This is a genomic window from Bradyrhizobium genosp. A (assembly GCF_049949275.1).
Lineage (GTDB): Bacteria > Pseudomonadota > Alphaproteobacteria > Rhizobiales > Xanthobacteraceae > Bradyrhizobium.
The window spans coordinates 6,995,793-7,018,821 of sequence record NZ_CP188196.1; the positions used below are offsets into that span (position 1 = coordinate 6,995,793).

Genomic DNA, 23,029 nt, shown 5'->3' on the forward strand with positions numbered 1-23,029 from the left:
CCCCAGCGCGCCATCACGAGTTCGCGTCCGCGCGGGATCGTGAGGAAAATCCTAGGCACCAAGGGCAGATCTCCGGTCCGGTCGTTCGCCGGCATGACCCCGAACAGCCGGTGAATACCCTGAGCGCCGATTTTTCTGGCCAGACCCTTGCTTCCCGAAAAGACCCACCCTACTTCAGCTCCGCACGCATTGGCACTCGCGTGTATCGACTGCTAACAATCTGAATTCACCAACCCAAGCAAATGCTTAGGAGAGCTGCATGAAATTCCGTCCGCTTCACGACCGCGTCGTGGTCAAGCGCATCGACGCAGAAGAGAAGACCGCCGGCGGCATCATCATTCCCGACACGGCCAAGGAAAAGCCGTCCCAGGGCGAAGTCGTCGCCGTCGGCCCGGGCGGCCGCGACGAGAGCGGCAAGCTGATCCCGATCGACGTCGAGGTCGGCGATCGCGTGCTGTTCGGCAAGTGGTCGGGCACCGAGGTCAAGATCGACGGCCAGGAGCTGTTGATCATGAAGGAGGGCGACATCATGGGCGTTCTCACCGATGCGTCGGCCAAGAAGAAGGCCGCCTAATCCAACCGCTCGCACCGCTCACCCCTGAGGAGCGCCTGCCGGGCGCCTCAAGAGTGAGATGAGACCAATCAAGTCAGGGAAACCAATATGTCAGCCAAAGAAGTCAAATTCGGCGTCGACGCCCGCGACCGCATGCTGCGCGGCGTCGACATCCTCAACAACGCGGTGAAGGTCACGCTCGGTCCGAAGGGCCGCAACGTCGTGCTCGACAAGTCGTTCGGCGCTCCCCGGATCACCAAGGACGGCGTCACCGTCGCCAAGGACATCGAGCTCGACGATAAGTTCGAGAACATGGGCGCCCAGATGGTGCGCGAAGTCGCCTCCAAATCCGCTGACGCGGCCGGCGACGGGACCACCACCGCGACCGTTCTCGCGGCTGCGATCGTGCGCGAAGGCGCCAAGGCGGTCGCCGCCGGCATGAACCCGATGGACCTGAAGCGCGGTATCGATCTCGCCGTAGACGCGGTCGTGGCGGACCTGCAGAAGAACTCCAAGAAGGTCACCTCGAACGACGAGATCGCCCAGGTCGGCACCATTTCGGCCAATGGCGATGCGGAGATCGGCAAGTTCCTCTCCGACGCCATGAAGAAGGTCGGCAACGAGGGTGTCATCACCGTCGAGGAAGCCAAGTCGCTCGAGACCGAACTCGAAGTTGTCGAGGGCATGCAGTTCGACCGCGGCTACATCTCGCCCTACTTCGTCACCAACGCCGACAAGATGCGCGTTGAAATGGAAGATGCCTACGTCCTGATCAATGAGAAAAAGTTATCTCAGTTGAATGAATTGCTTCCCTTGTTGGAAGCCGTGGTGCAGAGCAGCAAGCCGCTTGTGATTATCGCGGAAGACGTCGAAGGCGAAGCGCTCGCCACCCTCGTCGTGAACCGTCTGCGCGGCGGTCTGAAGGTCGCGGCCGTCAAGGCTCCCGGCTTCGGCGATCGCCGCAAGGCCATGCTGCAGGACATCGCGATCCTGACCGGCGGCCAGGCGATCTCGGAAGACCTCGGCATCAAGCTCGAGAACGTCACGCTCAACATGCTCGGTCGCGCCAAGAAGGTGATGATCGACAAGGAGAACACCACGATCGTCAGCGGCGCCGGCAAGAAGGCCGACATCGAGGCGCGCGTAGCCCAGATCAAGGCGCAGATCGAGGAAACCACCTCGGACTACGACCGTGAGAAGCTGCAGGAGCGTCTGGCCAAGCTCGCAGGCGGCGTCGCGGTGATCCGCGTCGGCGGCGCGACCGAGGTCGAGGTGAAGGAACGCAAGGATCGCGTTGATGACGCGATGCATGCGACCCGCGCGGCTGTCGAGGAAGGCATCGTCCCGGGCGGCGGCGTCGCCCTGCTCCGTGCCTCCGAGCAGCTCAAGGGCCTGCGCACCAAGAACGACGACCAGAAGACTGGTGTCGAGATCGTACGCAAGGCGCTGTCCGCGCCCGCTCGCCAGATCGCGATCAACGCCGGTGAAGACGGCTCGGTGATCGTCGGCAAGATCCTGGAGAAAGATCAGTACGCCTATGGCTTCGACTCGCAGACCGGCGAGTACGGCAATCTCGTCACCAAGGGCATCATCGATCCGACGAAGGTCGTTCGCACCGCGATCCAGAACGCAGCCTCGGTCGCGGCGCTGCTGATCACCACGGAAGCCATGGTCGCCGAGCTGCCCAAGAAGGGCGGCTCAGGCCCCGCCATGCCCCCGGGCGGCGGCATGGGTGGCATGGGCGGCATGGACTTCTGAGTCCGGCCACTCAGGCGAACCACGGAATGCGAAACCCCGGCAGCGATGCCGGGGTTTTTGTTGTGTGCCGAGCATGTTCGACAGCTCTGCGGAGATCAACCTGCTTGGCTAGCGAACATCGAACATCTGCCGATTCCGGGGCGGGCGGCCAGCTCTATACGTCGAATAATTTCGTCGCGTGCCTATCTCAATCGATCTCCTTTTCGCAGAGACACCGGCGTCCTTCATATGCTGCGATCCTACGATCGTTCTGCCAAAGCTCAACCGCGTGGTCGCTTGCAAGCTTCCGCACCCGCTCTGTGGCGGTCCCTTCGTCCGAACAGATAAACTCGACAAAGCCTACGAGATGCCCGTCGTGTCTGACCATGTAGACCGTGTACCGTTCCATGCAAGTCGCCTCTCCACGTTGTCCGTTCAGAGCCTACTCGGCAGGCTGCTCCGGACATCGGGATGTCCTCGATCGCGCGACGATAGTTGCCAAGGAGAACTGACGCCACGACCGATCGTCGGGGCATCGGACATTCCCGTCAGCTGGCAACTCATATGGCCCGCAATGGTTTACTTCTTTGAAGCAATGAGCACGTCTGCATAGCCCATTGCGGCACAGAGCTCGATCGGCTGACTGAGATGCGACATCCGGTTCCATTAGCCGCGCTTGTGCGATCCGCGGCAGCGAGTCAACGCGAGCCATAAGACTGGCCAGTCAAGGTAACATTGGCCTGCTATGCCCGTGGGCAGCGTCGGCCCTATGATTTCCAATCCAGCGTTGACCAAAGCTAGGCGGAACAGCTAAAGCCGAGCGGATCATCACATTGTCGCGTCTCATCACTCGCCGGAATCAGCGGGGCGGAGACGTACGCTATGATCGACTTGGTAGCGGTGACGGGGCATCTTTCGCGCTTGGCTGCGCGCGGATCCCTCAAATGCAGCCTCCGCAACAGAACTGTCGGGAAACGCACTTTGCAGCGTTCTATTCGGAAGACGATACCAAAGATTATTGTTGACGAGCCCAAATGCTTGCGAGCCGTGCGACAAGGCTCGCTTCAGGAGGCTAGGGTGCGGGTCAGGTTCGATCAATTTCAAAAGCAAAGACGCGCATTGCGGCTCCTTGTCACCGCACTGCCCAGTAGCAAGCAACCAGGATGCCGGCGAAAACGAGCCGGCGCAACATCCCAAGACGATTTCCATTGGGTCACTCCCTGATGGTTGCGTGGTTCTTCCGGCTGCTGTTTCATGTCGCCTCGCAGCAGATCGACGGGACGGACTCAAACGCAGGTGATGCGTCTGGTCCGCCCCTGCATCACCAAGCCCTGGATTGGTGATGGTGTGCCGACCGAAGCAAGACGCGTGCCGGCCACGAAAACAGCTGGATCACAGACCCTTCGCATCATGTGCGGAGCGTCATCTCACGGACAATGGTAGCCAAGCTGACAAACTTACAAAGATTCGCACCATGCGCTGTCAGCGTCGCAAGGGCCGCCTGGAATTATGCTCAAAGCGAACGCGTCTCGCATTGCGCTTGTCCAAAGCGTGCCGATCTGCGCCAAATCCATGGCGCGTGAGCACGGACGTCCAGTTTCATCGAGGGAGAAAACACCGCTGATCCGCTTGATTGACTTGCGGAGATCACGACTGGAGTCGGCTCGGTTCCTTCTTTCAAACTCGTGGGCACGTTGAGAACGCTGTCGGGAGTTCGACCATGTTGTCGGCATCTGACGTCAGCGATCGAGCGAGATTGGCAATAGCCGTCTCCGAGGCCGGCGGAATTGCCATATGTCGGCGAGAAGCCAGCAATGTGCCTTGCGTGGAACTCGCGGACTAACGAGAGCTGACGGATCAGAGCCGGGCTTCGGTCAAATGAACGAGTTGCGCCCCGATGCGATAGAGCGCCTCCCGCGTGTCGCGGAAGCGCGGCTCCTCCACCGCTGTGATCGGAAGCGGAAGGTCTTGGTCCGCAAGGTGCCCCAGCACGTAGGACGCGAGCACGCCGCCGAACACCGTGCCTGGCGCAATTCCGCGGCCGTTGTATCCATTGAACCCGATTACGTTGCGGTCCAACTTGTGAAAGCGGGGTAGGTTGTCCGAGGTCATACCGATCGTCCCGAACCAACCGGTCTCGAACTCGATGTCGGCGAGCCGAGGAAACAGCTTGCCCAGCGAGCGGAGTGCCCACGCCCTGTGCACTGCTGCACTGCTCCGCCCAAGAGCACCGATGCTGCCATAAACCAGCCGACCTGCACGATCGAAGCGAAATGAACTGAGCACCTGTTTCGTATCCCAGGCTCCCTGGCGTTCGGGCAGAATCGATGCTCTCAAATTATCCGAGAGAGGTTGGGTCGCAAAGTTGAAGTAAGGCAGTTCAATCTGCTCCTGCCGGACCTGCGACCAGGGTCCTCGCGCGTAGGCATCGGTGGCAACAATCACCCAATCTGCACGCACAGATCCGGCTGCCGTATTGACCTTCCAGCGCGAGCCGCCGTCGCTGGCGGTGAGAGCGGCACTCTGGGTGAATATTTTCGCGCCCGCAGCAAGCGCGGCACGAGCCAAACCACGAACATAGGCCAGCGGCTGAATTGTGCCAGCGCGTTTATCCAGCAGTGCACCGGCGTAGTCGCCGCCACCGATCCTCCGGCGCGTCTCCTTGGCATCGAGAATCTCGACCGACGCGCCACGTCGCTGCCATTGTTCAGCACGAGCCTCGATTTCTTCCAATCCCCTGCGTCCGACTGCACAGTGCAACGTGCCCGTGGGCTCTTGCTCGCATTCAATGTCATGTTGCGCGATCAGATCGAACACCCGTCGCGGCCCATGGCCGAGCAGATCGATCAGGCGCTCCCCAAGGGTTTGTCCCAGCGTCGCTACGAGAGTGTCCGGCATGACCCACATACCGGCATTCACGAGACCGACATTGCGTCCGGAGCCGCCGAAGCCGATTTCAGACGCCTCGAGGACCGCGACGCGCGCTCCGCCTTCTGCAAGGTGGAGAGCGGACGAAAGCCCGGTATATCCGCCACCGATGACGAGGATATCGACGTCAATCTCCCCGGCCAGACGACCGGTCTGAGGTGCATGCGGAGCCGTTAGTTCCCAGAGTCCGTGCGATGTCGGATCGCCTTGCATCAGGTAAACTCCCTCGGCTGCAATTGTCCGTCACGTCGGAAATGCGCCGACAAGGCTCCTCGAGCTCCGAGGCCATGGCGGAGGAAATCCGGAAGTACGGCGCAAGCTTGCGAATAATCCGCGGGAGGTCAACTTTGAATGCTGATTAACAGCCTGGGCATGAAGCTCGCAAAGCGGATTGGCAAGAGGAAGGCAAAAGCCACCGTTGCGCGAAACGCCGCGATTACTTCTTCACTGCATCCGGCTCGACGGCAAATCGGCAAAGAGGGCCTGATCCTAGTTGTCAGCTCCCGAGCCGGGCAGCCGAGCTGGCGATATCCTGCCGGAACGTGCTGTGACGATCTCATCCATGCGGGTGGCGGTTGGACGCACTCCGCTGCAGAGCTTGAGGTGTCGCCCCGAACAGCACCATTCGGCACTGCGCGGCCTCGATAAGCGATAGCATCAGCAGTGGGGGCGCACCCAACGCTTGGCTGACAACACATATCATCCGCGCTCGCGCCGGGAGAAACCAGAAATATCACTTGATAATCAAGCCAGATCATGACGCGGATTGAAGTGCCGCCGTGTTGGCGCGCAAACTCGACCAGCTCACGGAGCCTTCCGCGGCAAGACCAACGGCAAATGCTTCCGCCCTATGTCGAACAGCAACTCATTTTGGTGGACGAGCCGCAAGGGGGCGCTGATAGCCTTGACGCAGCAATCAACTTGATCGCTTGCTGCTGGACGATTCGCGCCGAGATCGAACGACGCACGGAAAAACCTCCGGCCGCCTGCGCGCGACCGGAGGTTTGCCGATAAGAGTCGCCCGCGTTAGTGGCGCTTGCCGGCCGCCGGGGTCCCGCCGTCTGAGGGATCGTCAGCTGCCCCCTTGTTCGGAGCGATTCCGGTGGTGCCGCCTGCACCCTTTGTGCTCTTGACCGGCTTCATCCCCTCCTTTCGGTCCGCAGCGCCGAGCTGAGCGGTCGAATCCTCATCATCGCTCATGCCGCTCTGTATGCTCTTGCCTTGCATGCCGCCCCGACTCTTGGCGCCGGTCGAAAGGTCTTGCGCGAGCAACTGGCCCGCAAGCAGAGCCGAAAGGACACATGCGACTACAGAGGTCTTCACCAACTTCATCATCTCTCCTGTTCGCGATTGAACGATTCCATCACTGCGACGCCATTCGCTTTCACCGGATCGTTCAACGCGTCAATACTGCGAACGGCGCCGTCAGCACGGAACGTGATTCTTGTGGTCATCGTTTAGAGATTTCAAGGCGATTTCGCGGAGTTACCTTCCTATCGGCGATGCGTCGAGCATCTGCGCAAGCAATTCAACTGCCGGACCGAAGATTCTCAATGTCAGGACCATGATCGGCACCAGGAAGCTGCTTGGGATCCGCTGGTGACTTATGATTTTTAGAGGCGGATACGAGCACGCAGCAGCTTGCATAGTCTCACCACAGGCTTGTCCGAAGCAACAATGCAGTAAAAGGCCCGCGAGCCAGTTCATCGAGAATTGCCGCCGTAGTCCCACCTGCGGGCGTCGGACTAGAATATATGTGAACGCAATGATGCGCAGGATTCATGTCGTCTGACCTAGCCCGACGCCCACAGTCGGACTCGCGTGCTATCTCTGGCCAGTCAGTTGGCGAGCAGTTCATGTGGACCGAGAGGCTTTATAGACTTTTGCCGTCGGCGGTGCGAGAAAGGCTGGCTGCCTCAAGGAGCGGATTCATACCGAAAGCTTCTCCGCGGGCGACGTGAAGGGCGGGGCGTCGTTCACGGTTGTGGCCACACGCAGCGGCCAGAGAGTTGTCGCTCGACCGAAACCGCGTGGCCGCGCTCGTGAAGCTCGACATGCAGCTGGCGCGTCAGGCTGTTGAAGGAATGCGACAGGAGCAGAATGCGCGCCTTGGGCCTCAACAGATCCGCGGCAGTTGTTCGCCCGACAACCAGTCGACGATCCGGGCACCGCCAAAGCTCGTCGCCATCTGTACGAAGTGATGGTCATCCGGCACCGCTTCACCGATATCGGCTGCATCGCGACCGAGCGGATGCGCTCTCATGGCGGCCAGCACGGCTCCGGCGACATCAGGCGACACGATCGCAACCAGCTTCCCCTCATTGGCGACGTAGAGCGGATCGAGCCCGAGCAACTCGCAGGCAGCCGCCACCTCTGGCTTGACCGGGATCGCCTCTTGCTGGAGGCCGAAGCCTAGTTCGGACTGCTGGGCGATTTCGTTCAGTGTCGCCGCGAGCCCGCCGCGCGTGGGATCTCGCATCAGACGGATGCCGCGACCGCCCGCGGCCACCATCCTGGCGACCAGATCATGAAGGGAGGCCGAATCCGAGACGATCTCCGTTTCAAAGGTGAGATTCTGGCGCTTTGACATGATGGCGACGCCGTGATCGCCGAGTGTGCCGGAGATCAGCACCCGGTCTCCGACCCTCGCATTCTCAGCGGAGAGATCGAATCCCTCAGGCACCAGGCCAACGCCCGCGGTCGAAATGAACAGGCCGTCGGCCTTGCCGCGCTCGACCACCTTGGTGTCGCCGGTGATGATATGGACGCCAGCGGATTGCGCCGCCTGGCCCATGGAGTCCGCGATCATCTTGAGGTCTGAAAACCGAAAGCCTTCCTCGATAATGAAGCTCGCAGACAGATAAAGCGGTCGGGCACCGGCCATGGCGATGTCGTTGACGGTGCCGTGCACCGCAAGCGAGCCGATATTGCCTCCGGGAAAGAACAGCGGCGAAACCACATAGCCATCAGTCGTCATCACCATGCGCCCGGCGCCGACGTCGAAGGCGGACTGATCGTTGCCGCGCGCCAGCCATTCGTTGCCGAAGGCCTCGTGGAACAGGCCCGAGATCAACTGCGACATCGCACGGCCGCCGGAACCGTGGGACAGGTCGACGCAGCCGTGTTTGATGTCGAGCTTGCGCTGATGGGCTCTCATGACGCCCGCTTCTGCTGATCGCGGAAGCGACCATAGGTCCAATGCGCGGCACATGCGCCTTCCGAGGAGACCATGCAGGATCCCATCGGGGTCTCCGGCGTGCACACCGTTCCGAACAGCTTGCAGTCGACCGGTTTCTTGACACCGCGCAGGATCGCGCCGCATTCGCAGGCCGGATTGTCGGGGACGCGCAGCTCGTTCATGGCGAAACGTATCTCCGCATCAAATCTGGCGTAGGTTTGCTTCAGCTTCAATCCGCTATAGGGCACGAGCCCGAGGCCTCGCCATTCGAACTGGTCGCGCAGCTCGAAAATATTCGAGACCTCCTCCTTGGCGCGCGAATTCCCATCGCGCGTTACGGCACGGCTATATTGATTCTCCACTTCGTTCCGGTGCTCGTTGACCTGACGCACCAGCATCAGAATCGCCTGCATCATGTCGAGCGGCTCGAAGCCCGAGATCACCACCGACTTGTCGAATTCCTCGGCAAAGACCTCGTAGGGCTCGGTGCCAATGATGATGCTGACATGCGCGGGCCCCACGAAGCCGTCGATCTCGACGCGGCCGATGCTGCGGATGTCGGGACTCTCCAAAACGTTCTGCATTGCCGGCGGCGTCAGCACGTGGTTGCAGAACACGCTGAAGTTTTCGAGCTGCTTCTTCTCGGCGCGCCGGATCATGATCGCGGTCGGCGGCGTCGTGGTCTCGAAGCCGATCGCGAAGAACACGACTTCTTGCTCCGGATTCTCTTCCGCGATCCGGATCGCATCGACCGTGGAATAGACCATGCGGACGTCGGCCCCACGTGCCTTTGCCTTCAACAGCGAGGCACCTTGCGAGCCCGGCACCCGCATCAGATCGCCATAGACGCAAAGGATCACCTCCGGCCGATCGGCCAGCCGAATCGCCATGTCGATACGTCCCGCCGGCAGCACGCAGACGGGACAGCCGGGGCCGTGGATCATCCGCACGTTCTTGGGCAGTATGTCCTCCAGGCCATAGCGCGAAATCGCATGCGTATGTCCGCCGCAGAACTCCATGAAGCGGTAGGACCTCTGCGGATTGGCCTCAGACCGGATCGCCCTGGCCAACCCCAGCGCGATTGCCTTGTCGCGAAATTCGTCGGCGTATTTCACTGCATTGCTCCGTGCCCTTCGGTGCTGAGCTCACGCAAGAGCTCCAGCGTCCGCCTCACTTCATCCGGATCGATCTTGGTCAGGGCATAGCCGACATGGATGATCACGTAGTCGCCGACGGCAAGATCTTCGATCAGCGCCACCGAAATCTCCTTGGTGACGCCGTCGATCGAGACGACGGCCATCTCGTCGGGAAGGAGCTTCGTAACCTCTGCAGGTATGGCGAGACACATCAGGCATTTCCTTCCAGCCTTTGTTGTTCGAGCATTTGAAGAGCGGCAACCCAGGCTTGGCCGAGGCTCAAGCCGCCGTCATTCGGCGGCACCTGGCGCGCGAGCTGCGGATTGAGGCCGACAGCGACGCAGCCGCGCTGCACCTCCTCGCTCAGGATCGCGTTGAGGAAGCAGCCGCCGCTCAAAACGACGGTGGTGAGGCCGGTCTCTCGTGCCGCACAGGCGATCCAGTCGACGCAGGCCGCGGCAAACGTGCCATGAAATAGCTCAGTGCCTACGGTCGGATCGGGGGCATCAGCCACAAGACGTTCAAACAGCGGATACAGCGACAACACACCTTGTTCGATTGTCCAGGCATTCTCAGCGACGCGTGTACGGCGAACACGCGCCTCCAGCTTCATCGCGGCTTCGCCTTCATAGCTCTGCCGCGTGGAGAGTCCCAGCAATCCGGCGGCTGCATCGAACATCCGGCCGGCGCTGGTCGTCGTTGGCACGTCGGGCTGGTCGAGTAGGGCTAAAACACCCGCCGCCAACGGCTGCGCCGCAAAGCGAGGCGGAATCTCCGCGCCGCGCCCGAGCGCCTGAAGCACGCCGGCAGCCATCCGCCAAGGCTCGCGCGCGGCGCGATCGCCGCCTGGCATCCTGAGCGGCACCAGATGTCCGATCCGCCGGAAGCGCGCGCCCTCACATCGCAAGAGCTCGCCGCCCCAACTCCCGCCGTCGCAACCATGACCAAAGCCGTCAAGCACCAGTGCCAGCACGGGTCCGTCGATACCGTGCTCCGCCATCACGGACGCCGCATGTGCATGATGGTGCTGGACCGCAATCGGCCTGTGGCCGCTCGCCTCGGCAAAGCGGGTGGAGGCCATGTTGGGGTGAAGATCATGCGCCACGACGGCCGGCTCGACATCCAGCGTCGAGATCAGGTGCTCGATCGTCTTCTCGAAGAAGCGAATGCCCTCCACGGTATCGAGATCGCCAATGTGCTGGGAGACGAAGGCTTCATCACCGCGCGTAATTGTGACAGATGCCTTCAGCGCGCCGCCCACTGCGAGCACCGGCGGCACGGCACGCGCCAACCGAATCGGCTCGGGAACATAGCCGCGGGCCCTCCGGATGAATTGCGCGCGTCCAGCAACGACCGACACCACGGAATCGTCGGCACGCGTGACGATATCGCGATCATGGGTGACGATCAGGTCGGCAATGCCGGCGAGCCGCCGCTCCGCCTCGTCATTCTCGATGACCGGCGGCTCGCCGCCCGGATTGGCGCTCGTCGCCACGATCACCCAAGGAGAGCCGTCCGCACGCGGGTGTGCCGAGTTCAGCACATGGAACACCAGATGATGCTGCGGCGCGACCGGCAGCATGACGCCGATCCGCGACAGGTCCGGCGCGATTGCCGGCGCGAGTTGCCGACGCGATGTCAGTAATACGATCGGGCGCGCCGTTGACTCCAGCAATGCCAGCTCTGTTGCATCCGCGCTAGCGATCTTCGCGACAGCGTCGACTGCGGCGATCATGACCGCAAACGGCTTCTGCTCCCGCTGCTTCCTCTGTCGCAGACGCCGCACTGCCTCGTCGTCTCGGGCATTGCACAAGAGCTGATATCCACCGAGTCCCTTGAGCGCGACGATTTTCCCGCCTGCGATCTCAGCAGCGATCTCCTCGATGCCGTGGCTCAAGCGCGGACCACACAATGGACAGGCGATCGCCTCGGCATGAAAGCGACGGCTCGCGGGATCGGCATATTCTGCGGCGCAAGCTGCGCACATCGCGAAATGCTTCATCGCGGTGGTGCGGCGGTCATAAGGCAGCCGCTCGGCAATGGTATAGCGCGGACCGCAATGGGTGCAGTTGACGAAGGGGTAAAGATGGAAGCGGCTGCTCGGGTCTAACAGCTCGCTCAGGCACCGGGCACAGGTGGCGGCGTCGGCGACGATCCGCGTCGACACCCTGCCTTGCTCGCTGGCGCGAATACAGAACTCGTTGCTTTCAACGGCGCCGATTTGCTGCACGGAGATCCCGTCGATCCGTGCCAGCGGCGGTTTCTCCAGCGGCAGCGCAGCGACGAAATCGGCAACGCGCGCACCTTCGACCTCGATCACGACGCCGTGCGGGTCATTGGCCACGAAGCCGCCGAGGCGATAGCGCATGGCAAGGCCATAGACATAGGGGCGAAAGCCAACGCCCTGCACGGCGCCGCGCACGTGCAGGCGCAGCCTTCGACCGTCACGCGCTGCGGCTCCGCCGCTCATCATCATCATGCCGATACGGCACTCAGGGATGCCGCCCTCGCCTTCTCGGCGCGCTTCCGGATCCAGGCATAGAATGCCGCAAATCCCTCTCCGGTCCGCGCCGATACCGTCAGCACCTCGATCTTTGGGTTGACCCGCCGCGCATATTCGATCGTCCTGGCGAGATCGAAGTCGAGCACAGGCGCGAGATCGATCTTGTTGATCAGCATCAACGACGACGCTGCGAACATGTTGGGATATTTGAGCGGCTTGTCCTCGCCTTCGGTAGTCGAGAACACCACGATCTTGCAGGCCTCGCCGAGATCAAACGCTGCAGGACAGACGAGATTGCCGACATTCTCGATGAAAAGGATGCCGCCGTTGAGCCAGGGCAACCGGTCATAGGCCTCGCCGATCATGGCCGCATCGAGGTGGCAGCCCTTGCCGGTGTTGACCTGGACCGCCGGTACGCCTGTCGCACGGATCCGCTCGGCGTCGTTCGAGGTCTGCTGATCGCCCTCGATCGCGCCGATCGGGCAATTGTCTTTCAGTTCGGACACGGCGCGGGCCAACAGCGTGGTCTTTCCAGCGCCGGGGCTCGAGACCAGGTTGAAGGCGAGCACGTCATCCGCGCGGAACCGCGCGCGGTTGTCGGCCGCAAGGCGGTCGTTCTTGCCGAGGATGTCACGCTGGACCTGGATGATGCGGTCGCTGCTCATGCCGGCGATCGTCTGGCCGGCCGGGTCGGCGCCGCAGTCGAGCAGGCCCGGATCGCCGCGCGTTCGGTCGTGGTGATGATGATGAAGGTGATGATGATCATGATCGTGATGATGGTGTTCATCGTGACCATGATCGTGATGGTGATCATGAGGATGCGCATGATCATGCCCATGGGGGTGATCGTGCCCACGCTCAATGGAAGCTTTGGCGTCACCGCAGCCGCATACTGTACACATCAGTCGACCTCCAATGCCCTGACCCGCATCTCTTCTCCACCGGTCACCTGCAATTGATAGCTGCCGCAGGCAGGGCATGGCGCGTCCCGCCGCTTGATTTCGACACTTGTCGAGCAGGCCATGCACCAGGCCGTCCCAGGCGTCTCGACGATATCCAGGGTCGCACCTTGTGCAATGGTGCGTACGGCGACCGCTTCGAAGCAGAATTTCATCGCCTCCGGCGCAACATGGCTCAACGCACCGATCTCGAGGCACACTGCCTTCACCTTGGAGAACGCGCGCCCGCGGGCCTCCTCCTCGACGATCTCAACGATGCCTTGGCAAAGCGCCATCTCATGCATGGCCAACCTCACGGAATCTGAGGTTAAATCCGACGCAGGGATCGAAGGAGCCGACGAGCGCACGGACGGCATTCTGCCCCTGTCGACCGGCGGCAAGCGCCGAACCCTGCAGGCTGCGGACCAGTGGTCCACGCGCATGGAAGTTCCATTCGGTCGGAGCCAGCGATTCGAAGCGGACGATGCGGTTTTCGTTATCGCACTCGACGACTTGATAGAGCCGGCCGCGGGCGCATTCGACGGCCGCCGCACCTCTGCCGGCGCCAAGCCGGTAGCTATCGACAACGCCGTCCGCGAGCGCCTCGTCGCCCGTCTCGAGCCAGGAGCAGAGGCGCGCCACTTCGGCAATCCGCGCCTTCAGCCGCTCGGCAGGTCCGGCACTCGGCGGCAGGACCGGCTGGCGCCGGAGCCGGCGTGCCCACACACCGGTCTCGGGAATTCGACCGTGGAGATCGGGGGCATCGGAGAAGCTCGCGCCATCCGCAAGCAGCCGCATGATGACATCGAGATCATCGGCGACGGAAAGAAACGAGTGTTCGACGACCGGCTGCAGCAGCGCATGCCCATCGAAGCTCGAAAAATGCGCTGCCAGCGCGCTGCCTGGCGTCAGCGCCTCTCCTTCGCCCGCGATTCCGAGTGCAGCGAGCACCGCCTTGATGTGCGGTACCGCCTCGCAACGCGCCAACACCTGCCCGCCTTCGCCCAGGACGCCACCAAGGACGCCGGTCGCCTGCATCATGGCGCGGACCGCGGTGGCGCTCGCGCCGTCCAGGGTGAGCTGGCCGACGAACAGACCACGGAACAGTTCCGCCAGGCGCTCGGCGACGACAGCGGTGACGCGGCGACGCATGGTCTCCGGAGGACAATCCTCGCCGCGCGCGGCTTCCACCGCTCCCAGAAACGCCACCTGATGTGCAACCGAGCACAGCGAGAACAGCCGCGGCAGCACGGAGAGCAGCGACGAGACGGGCTTGCCCGCAAACAGACGCGTCAACGGCAGCCGGCTCCGGGGCAGGATTGCGACGTCGGCGATCGTATCCTTGGCGAGCCACACCGTGATGTCGATCTCGTTGCGGAAGCCCGGGTTCATTCGTGCTGCTCCGTCAGAACAGCCCGCATGAAGCTACGCCGATCGATCGCGCTTGTAGCGGTTTCGCGGCGTCGGGTCGCCTCCTTGCCGTCGGCCGGCAACATGAGTTCGTTGATGGCAGCTTCCGCCGTTGCCCGCGCGGAGGCCACGTCGGCAAACCCGAACATGGGCGAGAACAGCGAACAGCTCGCGATGCGGCCCACATGGTTGACGTCGCTGAGGATGAACTCAATATCGCCGGCCGGAAAGCGAAAGCGCAATGTCGAAGCTGAGGCCGCCGGCGCCAATTCGCCGGCCGGCACCACCACGTTCATGAACCAGGGCGTGACCATGATACCGATGATCGTGCCGTTGAATACGCGGAAGCCGACTGCCTCGACGTCGAGGGCGTCGTTGTAGATCGGAAGGTCGCGCATCGCGCGCTCGCCGATGTCCCGGTAGACGTGAGCCAGCCGCTGCCCCCAAGCTGCCGCGTCGGCGTCAGTGGCAGGCGCTTGCGCATGAGGCTTCATGACGCGATGGCCATGAATTTGGACTTCGGCGCGTCACAGTTCGGGCAGCGCCAATCGTCAGGAAGGACCGCGAAGGGCGTGCCGGATGCGATCTGCGCGACATCGTCGCCATCGGCGGGATCGTACACCGTCCAGCAGATGCCGCATTCCAGTCGCGTGCCTTCGGTGACATCCTGGCGAACGCCAAAATTCTCGAATACGCTCATTTGAAATAGGCCTCGATGATTTCCTGGAGGCGCTCAGCGGAGTCTTCGAAGTCCTCGTCAGCCGCGATTGCCACGGTCGGCACACCGCCAACCTCCAGCGTGTCAAGCATGATGGCATCCATGGCGTTGAAGAACTGCACCGACCAGACGTTGCGGATAGCCGTCGAGAGCACCCGGCAAGTGCCGTAGCCGCGCGAAATGAGCTGGATCGGCCCATTCCTGATGGTGTCCTGGAGGAAGCTCATGTCGACGGGGCTCATCGGCAGCAGCGTGAAATTGATGATTTGCGAGCGAATGCTCGGCCGCCAGGCCAGCGCGCGCTCGCGGATTTCCGCGAGCACCGGCAGCGCGTTCATCGCGCCCTCCGGCGCCTGCCTGATCTCGAAATCCGCAGTTGTAAGATCAGCAGCGGCGCGCTTAACGATTTCCGGGATTGCGCCGACTTCGAGGTACTCATGATTGGCGTCGATCTCGAGCCGCACGTGCCAGATTCCGGCCAGCGCCGATTCCTGGATCTGCACCAGCGATCCGTCCGGCAACGCGACGAAACCGGCAACCTCACCTTGGCCGAGCACGTCCGCAATCAGCTTGCGCTCGAGATCGTTGAGATTGGCGAGCCGGAACAATCGTGTCGGCACCTCGGTCTTTTGGCTTGCGATGGCCGCTACCACTTTCGACAGCAGATCGATTGCGTTCGGACAGCGCTTGGCCAGCTCCGCGCTATCCAGCGTGGCGAGCTTGGCCAAGGCGCCCGCGGCCATCAGGCGGCCGCTCGATGCATTCAGGCTTTCCTCGCCGATCGGAAACACGTTGATCGGCTGCTCGGCGCCTCCAGGCGCGGTCCAGAAACCCGCTTTCATAGTTCGACACCCTGTGAGCGACGCTCGGGAATGATGACTGTCACGACAACACGCTCGCGCCGCGCGGACGGTCGATCAGCTTGGCGATGCGGTCGACATAGACCGACCAGTCCTGGATCTTGGCGATCAATCCAAGCGTTTCGCCCTTGGCGATAAAGATCAGCGTCGGCTGCACCCGCACGCCAAAGCGCTGGCCGAGCTCGCTCTCGGCGCAACGCGCGATCACGGCACCCCGCAGCCGCCCCTGAAAAACGTCAATCAGTTCCGGCAACACGACCGCGACGTCGATCGCCTCCATAAAACGCGCGGGATCGCCCGCCGACAACAGTACGGCCACCGCGCCGGCCTCATTGGCCGCGCCAAGAAACCGATCGACGCTCGCGGCATCGATCTCGGGCAGGCCGTGCCGCGTCAGATTATGCTTTCCCTGCTGCAATTCCATCAGCCCCCTGGCAAGCCTGTTTCTCTGACGTGAGAGGTTAGCAAGGCACTTGTCACGATCAGTTATCGCCTTTCCTGGCCGATCTCATTGATATAGATCCTTCATTTTCGCGTCCGCGAAGCGGGATGGTTTCGAATGAAACTTGTCTTTCATCCGCGGCGGACCAACCCGAGCCGCCCGCGATGCGGGTGACATCGAGGATCGGATTTGGAAGGTCGGCCGCCGGGTCGAGCCGGAGATGCTCGGGCAGTTGCGGTTCTCGCTCGATGAGGTCGGCGAAGAAGCGGTCGCAATCCTCGCCACCGAGCACCGCGGTCAGCCCCTCGATCGCATCAGCGATCAGTCGCGCCTCTGCCTCATCGAGCAGACGCATCGCGGTGTCGATATGGACGAGCACCTTGCTGCCGACCGGCAGGTTGGAGAGCAAAAGCATCGAGACACGCCGCCGCTCGCCGCGAAATTCGCATAGCGCCGAAACCCCGTCAGTCTCAACAATCGTCATCGGCAGGCCAAGGCACATCCCGCGTCTCCGGTCGCGCACGCCGGTCAGACCGGCCGCATCCTCATCTCGTAGTGCTGATGGTCGATATCGTTGGCGAGCAGCCGTTCGGACTCCGGCAGCGGCTCGCTGCGCGGACTCACCGTTGCGCCCCACTCAGCCAGGATTGCGCAGACCAGCTCGATCGCCGGCCCGATCTGGTCGCTCACCGGCTTGGTCAAAGGGCCGCCCCAGTCTTCGGGATCGTGCGGTTGGCAGCCGATCAACGCGAGATGCTTCGGGCAGCGCCCGAGCAGATCCGCCGCGCTGATGACCTCCTGAAATCCGGTCTGATGCAAGCTCATCTTCTTCGTTCCCGTGAAACGCGGAACTTCCTCGTCGCGCACCAGCTTCAACTCTCCCGGCACGAGCCCATAGTCGATCGCGTCGAACACGATCAGACGATCGGCCTCTTCCAGATAGCTGACGAGGTAGAGGCCCTGCGTGCCGCCGTCGAGAATGGTGACATTGTCCGATACGACGTAGCGGCGGTGGAATTCCTCCACCGCCCGTACGCCGAACCCCTCATCGGCCCACAGGATATTGCCGATGCCGAGCACCAGAATGCGGTCTGTTGAAGATGTCGGCATAGGCCTCGTTTCCGGCTTCAGTCGCGGAATTGCCGTTCGCCGGAGACCATCGAGGAGATGATGCCCTGACGCGACATGATGTCTTCGCGGATCGCGGCATAGACGTGCACTATGACGAACGTCACGAGCGCCCACATGCCGAGATGATGCCAGGTGTGCACATCCTGGCTGTTCGGCCAGATCGCGAACACCCAGCCGAACAGCTTGTGCTGCCAGCTATCGATTCCGCTGCCTTCCGAATAGAGCGCAAAGCCGGTGATAATCATGTAGGCCACGAACAGCGTGAAGCCCGTGAACATCCCGGCCCGCGCCAAGGGATTGTGGCCATCATACATTTTCGGCTCCTGTTCCAGGAACGCGTACCAGCGGATTTCATCCCGCATTTCTCGCCAGAACTGCTTGCGATGAGCCGGCAGATAGAAGATCTGCCGGGAATGATGGTTGCCGACGAAAGCCCAGAAGACGCGGGTGATGAAGAACACTGCCAGTACCTGACCAGCCGCGAAGTGGGCGAAGCGGATATAGCCCATGACGAAGTTCGCCGACGCCTCACCCTCCACCGATGGCAACGGCATTCCGATCAGGTAGCCGGTCACCATCAGCGCGACGATCGAGAACGCATTGACCCAGTGGCAGATTCGCACCGGTGCTTCGTGGACATAGGCGGTGGGACGCCCGATCGCATGTTCACTGACCGCGTCCGCTGCGATCACGGCGAGATCCGGCTCTGATTCCGCGAGACGTTCAACCGCATCCCTCATGGTGCTTCACCCCTGGTTTATCTGACCTTGACGGTCGCCAGTTCCTGGCCATCCGGACTCATGACGTGCGTCGAGCACGCCAGGCACGGATCGAAGGAATGTATGGTGCGAAGGATCTCGAGCGGCTGCTCGGGATTCACCATCGGAGTATCCATCAAGGAGGCCTCGAATGCGCCGATATTTCCATTGGGATCGCGCGGCGAGCCATTCCAGGTGGTCGGCACCACGCACTGGTAGTTGTCGATCCTGGTTTCCTTGATCTTGATCCAGTGCGCGAGCGCGCCGCGCGGCGCCTCGGTAAAGCCAAAGCCCTTGGCCTCCTTTGACCAGCTCTCCGGCTTCCACTTGTCGAGGTTGGCGGTCGAGCTATCGCCCGCCTTGATATTGGCGACGAGCTTATCCTGGAAATAGCGCATCTGGCGACCGGCCCAGACCGATTCCAGCGCGCGCGCCGCGGTGCGGCCGAGCGTCGAGAACAGCGCCGACAGCGGCAGGTCGAGGTCCTTCAGGAATTTGTCGACCGGATCCTTGAACTCGGCCTTGTTCTGCGCGTAACCGACGACCCAGCGCGCGAGCGGACCGACCTCCATGGCGTGGCCTCGCCAACGCGGCGCCTTGATCCAGGAATATTTGCCGGCCTCATCGAGCTGCTCGATCGCCGTCTTGGTGCCCTTCGCATTGGGCCCGAGCACGTAGTTCGGCTCGGTGACGCCATCCCAGGGATGCAGGCCCTTGGTCTCGTCGGGATATTTGTACCAGGAGTGAACGACGAATTCCTGGATTTCGTCGGGGTTGGCATGGTCGACTGGAAACACCTCCGAGAGATTGCCGTTGATGATGGATCCTCGCGGCAGCTTCAGGTTCTTGGAGGAGTAGTCGTTGGCGTGTTCCGGCACGTCGCCATAGGCGAGCACGCTCTTGCCCGCAAGACCACCGCCATAGAGCCAATCCTTGTAGAACGACCCGATCGCCGCCACGTCAGGCAAGTAAACCTGCTCGTTGAATTCAGTTAGACGATCGATGATCGACGAGATCAGGTTCAGCCGCTCCATGTTGATGGCTCCGACCGCCCCGGTACCGTCGACATTGATCGGACAGGGTACGCCGCCGACGAGCCAGTTCGGATGAGGATTCTTGCCGCCGAATATGGCGTGGATCTTTACGATTTCCTTCTGGAAATCGAGCGCTTCCAGATAATGCGCCACAGCCATCAGATTGGCTTCGGGCGGCAATTTGTAGGCCTTGCTGCCCCAGTAGCCGTTCTTGAAAGGACCCAACTGCCCCGACTCGACGAACTTCTTGAGGCGGGTCTGGAGGTCCTTGAAGTAGCCGGGCGATGACAACGGCCAGTTCGAGATCGACTGCGCGAGCGTGGAAGTCGCCCGCGTGTCGGCCGAGAGCGCCGAGACCACGTCGACCCAATCCAGCGCGTGCAGGTGATAGAAGTGAACGACATGATCGTGCACCTGCAGCGCGAGCTGCATCAGGTTGCGGATCGAGTTGGCATTCTCCGGAATGGTGATTCCGAGCGCATTCTCGACGGCGCGCACCGACGTCAGGGCGTGCGTGCCGGTGCACACGCCGCATATCCGTTCGGTGAACGCCCAGGCATCGCGCGGATCGCGATCCTTCAGGATGACTTCGATGCCGCGCCACATCGTGCCTGTGGATACGGCGTTCCGGATGACGTTATTTGCGTCGACGTTGACCTCGACGCGCATGTGACCTTCGATGCGAGTGACCGGATCGATGACAATGCGCTTGCCGGAATTGTCGAGTTTGAATCCGTTGGGTGTCTGGATACCCATCGTTACTTTCCCTGACGACTAATGATCTTGATTTGCGTCTTCGCGCTTGGAGGCGAGCCGCTTCACGGCGGTGACGGCCGCGTGCACCGCCACAGCGGCACCGACGGCGCCGGCCGCAGCCATGCCGATCTGGTCAGCGTTCTTCTCGATGCCAAACTGTTTGATGTTGGTCAGGCGATCGTAGAACGAGCCCTTGTCCCAGAAGCCGTCCTCCGAGCAGCCGATGCAGCCGTGGCCCGACTGGATCGGGAAGGACACGCCGCCGTTCCAGCGCACGGTCGAGCAGGCGTTGTAGGTGGTCGGGCCCTTGCAGCCCATCTTGTAGAGGCAATAGCCCTTGCGCGCCGCCTCGTCGTCCCACTCCTCGACGAACTGCCCGGCGTCGAAATGCGATCGCCGATAGCACTTGTCGTGAATGCGCTGTGAGTAGAACATTTTCGGCCGACCCTGGCGGTCGAGCTCGGGCAGCCTGCCGAAGGTCGTGATGAAGGTGACGACGCCGGTCATCACTTCGGCGATCGGGGGGCATCCCGGCACCTTGATGATCGGCTTGTTGGTGATGACCTGATCGATGGGCGTGGCCTGCGTCGGATTGGGTTTGGCCGCCTGCACGCACCCCCAAGACGCGCATGCGCCCCAGGCAACGATCGCCATAGCGTCGTCGGCCATCAGCTTAAGCTTCTCGACGAAGGGCTTGCCGCCGTCGATGCAGAACATGCCGCCCTCCTTCAGCGGCGGATTGCCTTCCACGGCAAGAATGTACTGGCCCTTGTGTTTGGCGCGGGTCTCTTCGAGGATCGCTTCCGCCTGATGACCTGCGGCCGCCATGATGGTATCGTCATAATCTAGCGAGATCATCGACAGTACGGCATCCTTCGCCAACGGATGCGCGGAGCGGATGAAGCTCTCCGAGCAGCAGGTGCATTCAAGACCATGCATCCAGATCACCGGCACACGCGGTTTGGTTTCGAGCGCGTTGGCGATGCGACCCGCCGCCAACGGCTCAAGCCCGAGGCTTGTCGCCGTCAGGCTGCAGAATTTGTGAAAACTCCGACGCGTGATCCCCTGCCGCCTGATCACGCTGTAAAATGTTTCCATTGCCGCGCCCATGACCCCTCCCGTCTTCGGCTTTGACTTATCGCTGCAACAAGGACAGCAAGAAGCAGGCCAGCCGCAAGCGGCGCGCGGATACTGGGGACGCTCCGAGATGTTACGGATTTTGAACCGCCCAATTCACAGTGCGGGAAGAGATCGCGACAGTGAGAAACGGAACAATTCGATTGCAGCTGGCAACGAGGTTTACGGGAAGCATACCGAACGATTCGGAAATATCTTGCAGAGATCGTTCGCGAACTCACTTCTCCCGCAACATGCCGCGAACAGGGAGATGCCAAACAACCGGCTGGAAGTCATCGTCTCCCTGCTCATTCTCCGGCTCAATGTCGCTTTCATCGAACAGCCGTTCTGCCACAACTCGCGCGAAACGCCTGATGATGCCTATGTCGGCTTGGTCGAGGCCGCGCACGGCAGCCAGGCATTGGATGGGGTCGGCGATGGCAGGATCGAGCGCTATCAGATCAATGCGCCGACCACCTGGAATTTCGCGTATTTCCTTCGATGCCGACGGGCCGCTGTAGGCGGCACGGTCTTCAGCGTCTAAGTAGTAGTCAGACTCAGGCGAGTGCGGAGCGGTGCGCTAAAAACTCTGATCAGACAACCGGGACCAGCTCTGTTGTTCACTTCACGGGAGCATATAGTGCCAATATGTCGGCTGCGATCTTCCGAGATATCCGTTCATTCCCCTCCTCGGCATAATGCCCGCCGTCCATGTAAATTGGGCTGGTAACATCGGAAAAGATCGTACGTAAGTCATGAATCACGTTTTGCTCCAAACTCTCATCTTCTCTCTTGACCAACTTGCTTCTCATCAGAGAGTAAAGATCGTTTTTTCCTGGAAACCGTTTCTCTGATTTTAAAAGCTGATCCTCTTCATATTTTGTCCTGTGTGTCTTATCGGCCAACTGGGGCTCAAGGTAGAATAATGTTTTAAAGGATAAGCTCCTTGAAATCGCCTCTATAAACCGAACATTACCTAGATAGACATCCAGAGCTCCGTCGGACAGCACGTCCAATTTTTTCGAGCAGCCTGCGAGCTGTGTTTTGCCGGTGAGCAGTCTTATCAGCGCGAAGTTTTCTAACCTTATACTTATGCGCGCTTTTGCCTCCCTTTTAGGAGATATTTTTTCGAGGTTTGAGTTGCCAAGCGGAACGCCCGGTTCTCCTTCATAACAAGCGGAGAAAGCCTCAACCGATCCGCCGTAAAAGACCACCAAATCAGGAACATTCCGCTTTCTCAATTCGATAACGAAGCGAATCAAGCTTTGGGTAGTTACATCCCCAATGACCGCATAATTTGTGACTTTGGCGCCGATTCCATTTTCGGCTAACATTTTGGCGACAAGTGAGGGAATGGTGAAGTCGTCGCTAGATCCAAGCCCCCACAAAGTCGACCCGCCAAAAAAGAATATTTTCAACCTGGTCCTCCCATCATCGTTGATTGCCTCGGAATCCCAAGTTCTTCTGGTGCCGTCGTTTACATTAATAAACTTCCCCCTGTAGTCCGCTTCGCGTGTTTGCGTATATGGAGCCCACGTCCGATGCTTAGCATCGGTGAGTTCTTTGAAGTACTCTTCCGCGAGGTCGGCATCCGCATATACCCCAGAATTGGCTGCAGCCTTGGCGGCACCTTGACGTTCTCTCTTGTCAGCTCTCTCGTAGTAAGGGGTCAGCGATACTTCCAGAATCGTCAGGAAAAGAAGGGCAACACCAAGGATGACCCATATTTCAATCAATAGGGCCGTCAAGCGAATGACCCTCGTCCTCGCAACGGATGTTCTCAGCAGCGCATCATTTGCTCCCATAGGGTTTTCCGTGGAAGAGGATTCTT

General features: G+C 61.1%; 21 protein-coding genes and 1 pseudogene. 3 read left to right on the top strand and 19 right to left on the bottom strand.

Translation table 11 applies throughout. From position 1 onward, the window contains the following. Positions 1–259 precede the first annotated feature (259 nt). Together ACP2YP_RS32855 and groL are read left to right on the top strand one after the other, a co-directional pair. On the top strand, positions 260–574 hold the full coding sequence (locus tag ACP2YP_RS32855) for a co-chaperone GroES (RefSeq protein ID WP_426420345.1): 315 nt from the start codon (positions 260–262) through the stop codon (positions 572–574). Positions 575–661: 87 nt separating this feature from the next. Further along, a complete protein-coding gene (gene groL / locus ACP2YP_RS32860) occupies positions 662–2,311 on the top strand; it encodes a chaperonin GroEL (RefSeq protein ID WP_426420346.1) in 1,650 nt (549 codons plus the stop codon). Between the two features lie 1,836 nt (positions 2,312–4,147). On the opposite strand, the gene ACP2YP_RS32865 is transcribed toward groL, so the two are convergent. From ACP2YP_RS32865 to ACP2YP_RS32950, 18 genes and pseudogenes are all read right to left on the bottom strand, one after another. Further along, entirely contained in the window at positions 4,148–5,431 is a 1,284-nt protein-coding gene (locus ACP2YP_RS32865; RefSeq protein ID WP_426420347.1) for an NAD(P)/FAD-dependent oxidoreductase, read from the bottom strand. 813 nt (positions 5,432–6,244) lie between these two features. Next, positions 6,245–6,550: a hypothetical protein gene (locus ACP2YP_RS32870; protein ID WP_426420348.1), complete on the bottom strand. Its 306-nt coding sequence runs from the start codon at positions 6,548–6,550 to the stop codon at positions 6,245–6,247. Between the two features lie 784 nt (positions 6,551–7,334). Continuing rightward, the gene (gene hypE, locus ACP2YP_RS32875) at positions 7,335–8,375 is read right to left on the bottom strand and encodes a hydrogenase expression/formation protein HypE (protein ID WP_426420349.1); all 1,041 of its coding nucleotides are present in this window, start codon (positions 8,373–8,375) and stop codon (positions 7,335–7,337) included. Beyond that, on the bottom strand, positions 8,372–9,511 hold the full coding sequence (hypD, locus tag ACP2YP_RS32880; RefSeq protein WP_426420350.1) for a hydrogenase formation protein HypD: 1,140 nt from the start codon (positions 9,509–9,511) through the stop codon (positions 8,372–8,374). Before hypD ends, hypE begins: the two co-directional genes overlap by 4 nt. After that, positions 9,508–9,744: a HypC/HybG/HupF family hydrogenase formation chaperone gene (locus tag ACP2YP_RS32885; RefSeq protein WP_426420351.1), complete on the bottom strand. Its 237-nt coding sequence runs from the start codon at positions 9,742–9,744 to the stop codon at positions 9,508–9,510. The genes hypD and ACP2YP_RS32885 overlap by 4 nt, the downstream gene beginning before the upstream one ends. Beyond that, a complete protein-coding gene (gene hypF / locus ACP2YP_RS32890) occupies positions 9,744–12,008 on the bottom strand; it encodes a carbamoyltransferase HypF (RefSeq protein WP_426426335.1) in 2,265 nt (754 codons plus the stop codon). The genes ACP2YP_RS32885 and hypF overlap by 1 nt, the downstream gene beginning before the upstream one ends. Beyond that, positions 12,008–12,937 carry a hydrogenase nickel incorporation protein HypB gene (hypB, locus tag ACP2YP_RS32895; RefSeq protein ID WP_426420352.1) on the bottom strand — a complete coding sequence of 310 codons (930 nt, stop codon included), beginning with the start codon at positions 12,935–12,937 and terminating at the stop codon, positions 12,008–12,010. Before hypB ends, hypF begins: the two co-directional genes overlap by 1 nt. Then, positions 12,937–13,278 carry a hydrogenase maturation nickel metallochaperone HypA gene (gene hypA, locus ACP2YP_RS32900; protein WP_426420353.1) on the bottom strand — a complete coding sequence of 114 codons (342 nt, stop codon included), beginning with the start codon at positions 13,276–13,278 and terminating at the stop codon, positions 12,937–12,939. The genes hypB and hypA overlap by 1 nt, the downstream gene beginning before the upstream one ends. Beyond that, positions 13,271–14,365: a hypothetical protein gene (locus ACP2YP_RS32905; protein ID WP_426420354.1), complete on the bottom strand. Its 1,095-nt coding sequence runs from the start codon at positions 14,363–14,365 to the stop codon at positions 13,271–13,273. Before ACP2YP_RS32905 ends, hypA begins: the two co-directional genes overlap by 8 nt. After that, positions 14,362–14,877, bottom strand: coding sequence for a [NiFe]-hydrogenase assembly chaperone HybE (hybE, locus tag ACP2YP_RS32910; protein ID WP_426420355.1), 516 nt, complete (start codon positions 14,875–14,877; stop codon positions 14,362–14,364). Before hybE ends, ACP2YP_RS32905 begins: the two co-directional genes overlap by 4 nt. Continuing rightward, positions 14,874–15,083 (bottom strand): rubredoxin, encoded by a 210-nt coding sequence (locus ACP2YP_RS32915; RefSeq protein WP_027544465.1) that lies wholly within the window; start codon positions 15,081–15,083, stop codon positions 14,874–14,876. Before ACP2YP_RS32915 ends, hybE begins: the two co-directional genes overlap by 4 nt. Continuing rightward, on the bottom strand, positions 15,080–15,943 hold the full coding sequence (locus ACP2YP_RS32920; protein ID WP_426420356.1) for a hydrogenase expression/formation C-terminal domain-containing protein: 864 nt from the start codon (positions 15,941–15,943) through the stop codon (positions 15,080–15,082). Before ACP2YP_RS32920 ends, ACP2YP_RS32915 begins: the two co-directional genes overlap by 4 nt. 40 nt (positions 15,944–15,983) lie before the next feature. Beyond that, positions 15,984–16,385, bottom strand: a complete 402-nt coding sequence (locus tag ACP2YP_RS32925) for a hydrogenase accessory protein (RefSeq protein WP_426420357.1) — start codon at positions 16,383–16,385, stop codon at positions 15,984–15,986. 232 nt (positions 16,386–16,617) lie between these two features. Then, positions 16,618–16,905 (bottom strand): annotated as a pseudogene (locus ACP2YP_RS32930) (HypC/HybG/HupF family hydrogenase formation chaperone); the annotation flags it as partial. A gap of 26 nt (positions 16,906–16,931) precedes the next feature. Further along, positions 16,932–17,513, bottom strand: a complete 582-nt coding sequence (locus tag ACP2YP_RS32935) for a HyaD/HybD family hydrogenase maturation endopeptidase (protein ID WP_426420358.1) — start codon at positions 17,511–17,513, stop codon at positions 16,932–16,934. A 17-nt stretch (positions 17,514–17,530) separates the two neighbouring features. Beyond that, positions 17,531–18,274 carry a Ni/Fe-hydrogenase, b-type cytochrome subunit gene (cybH, locus tag ACP2YP_RS32940; RefSeq protein ID WP_426420359.1) on the bottom strand — a complete coding sequence of 248 codons (744 nt, stop codon included), beginning with the start codon at positions 18,272–18,274 and terminating at the stop codon, positions 17,531–17,533. Positions 18,275–18,291: 17 nt separating this feature from the next. Next, a complete protein-coding gene (locus tag ACP2YP_RS32945; RefSeq protein WP_426420360.1) occupies positions 18,292–20,082 on the bottom strand; it encodes a nickel-dependent hydrogenase large subunit in 1,791 nt (596 codons plus the stop codon). Positions 20,083–20,100: 18 nt separating this feature from the next. Next, the gene (locus tag ACP2YP_RS32950) at positions 20,101–21,192 is read right to left on the bottom strand and encodes a hydrogenase small subunit (RefSeq protein ID WP_426420361.1); all 1,092 of its coding nucleotides are present in this window, start codon (positions 21,190–21,192) and stop codon (positions 20,101–20,103) included. Between ACP2YP_RS32950 and ACP2YP_RS32955 the strand changes: the two genes are divergently transcribed. Then, on the top strand, positions 21,191–21,742 hold the full coding sequence (locus tag ACP2YP_RS32955) for a hypothetical protein (protein ID WP_426420362.1): 552 nt from the start codon (positions 21,191–21,193) through the stop codon (positions 21,740–21,742). The two genes, ACP2YP_RS32950 and ACP2YP_RS32955, sit on opposite strands and share 2 nt — an antisense overlap. 76 nt (positions 21,743–21,818) lie before the next feature. On the opposite strand, the gene ACP2YP_RS32960 is transcribed toward ACP2YP_RS32955, so the two are convergent. After that, complete coding sequence (locus ACP2YP_RS32960; RefSeq protein ID WP_426420363.1) at positions 21,819–23,003, bottom strand: SGNH/GDSL hydrolase family protein; 1,185 nt, start codon at positions 23,001–23,003, stop codon at positions 21,819–21,821. Positions 23,004–23,029: the final 26 nt, after the last annotated feature.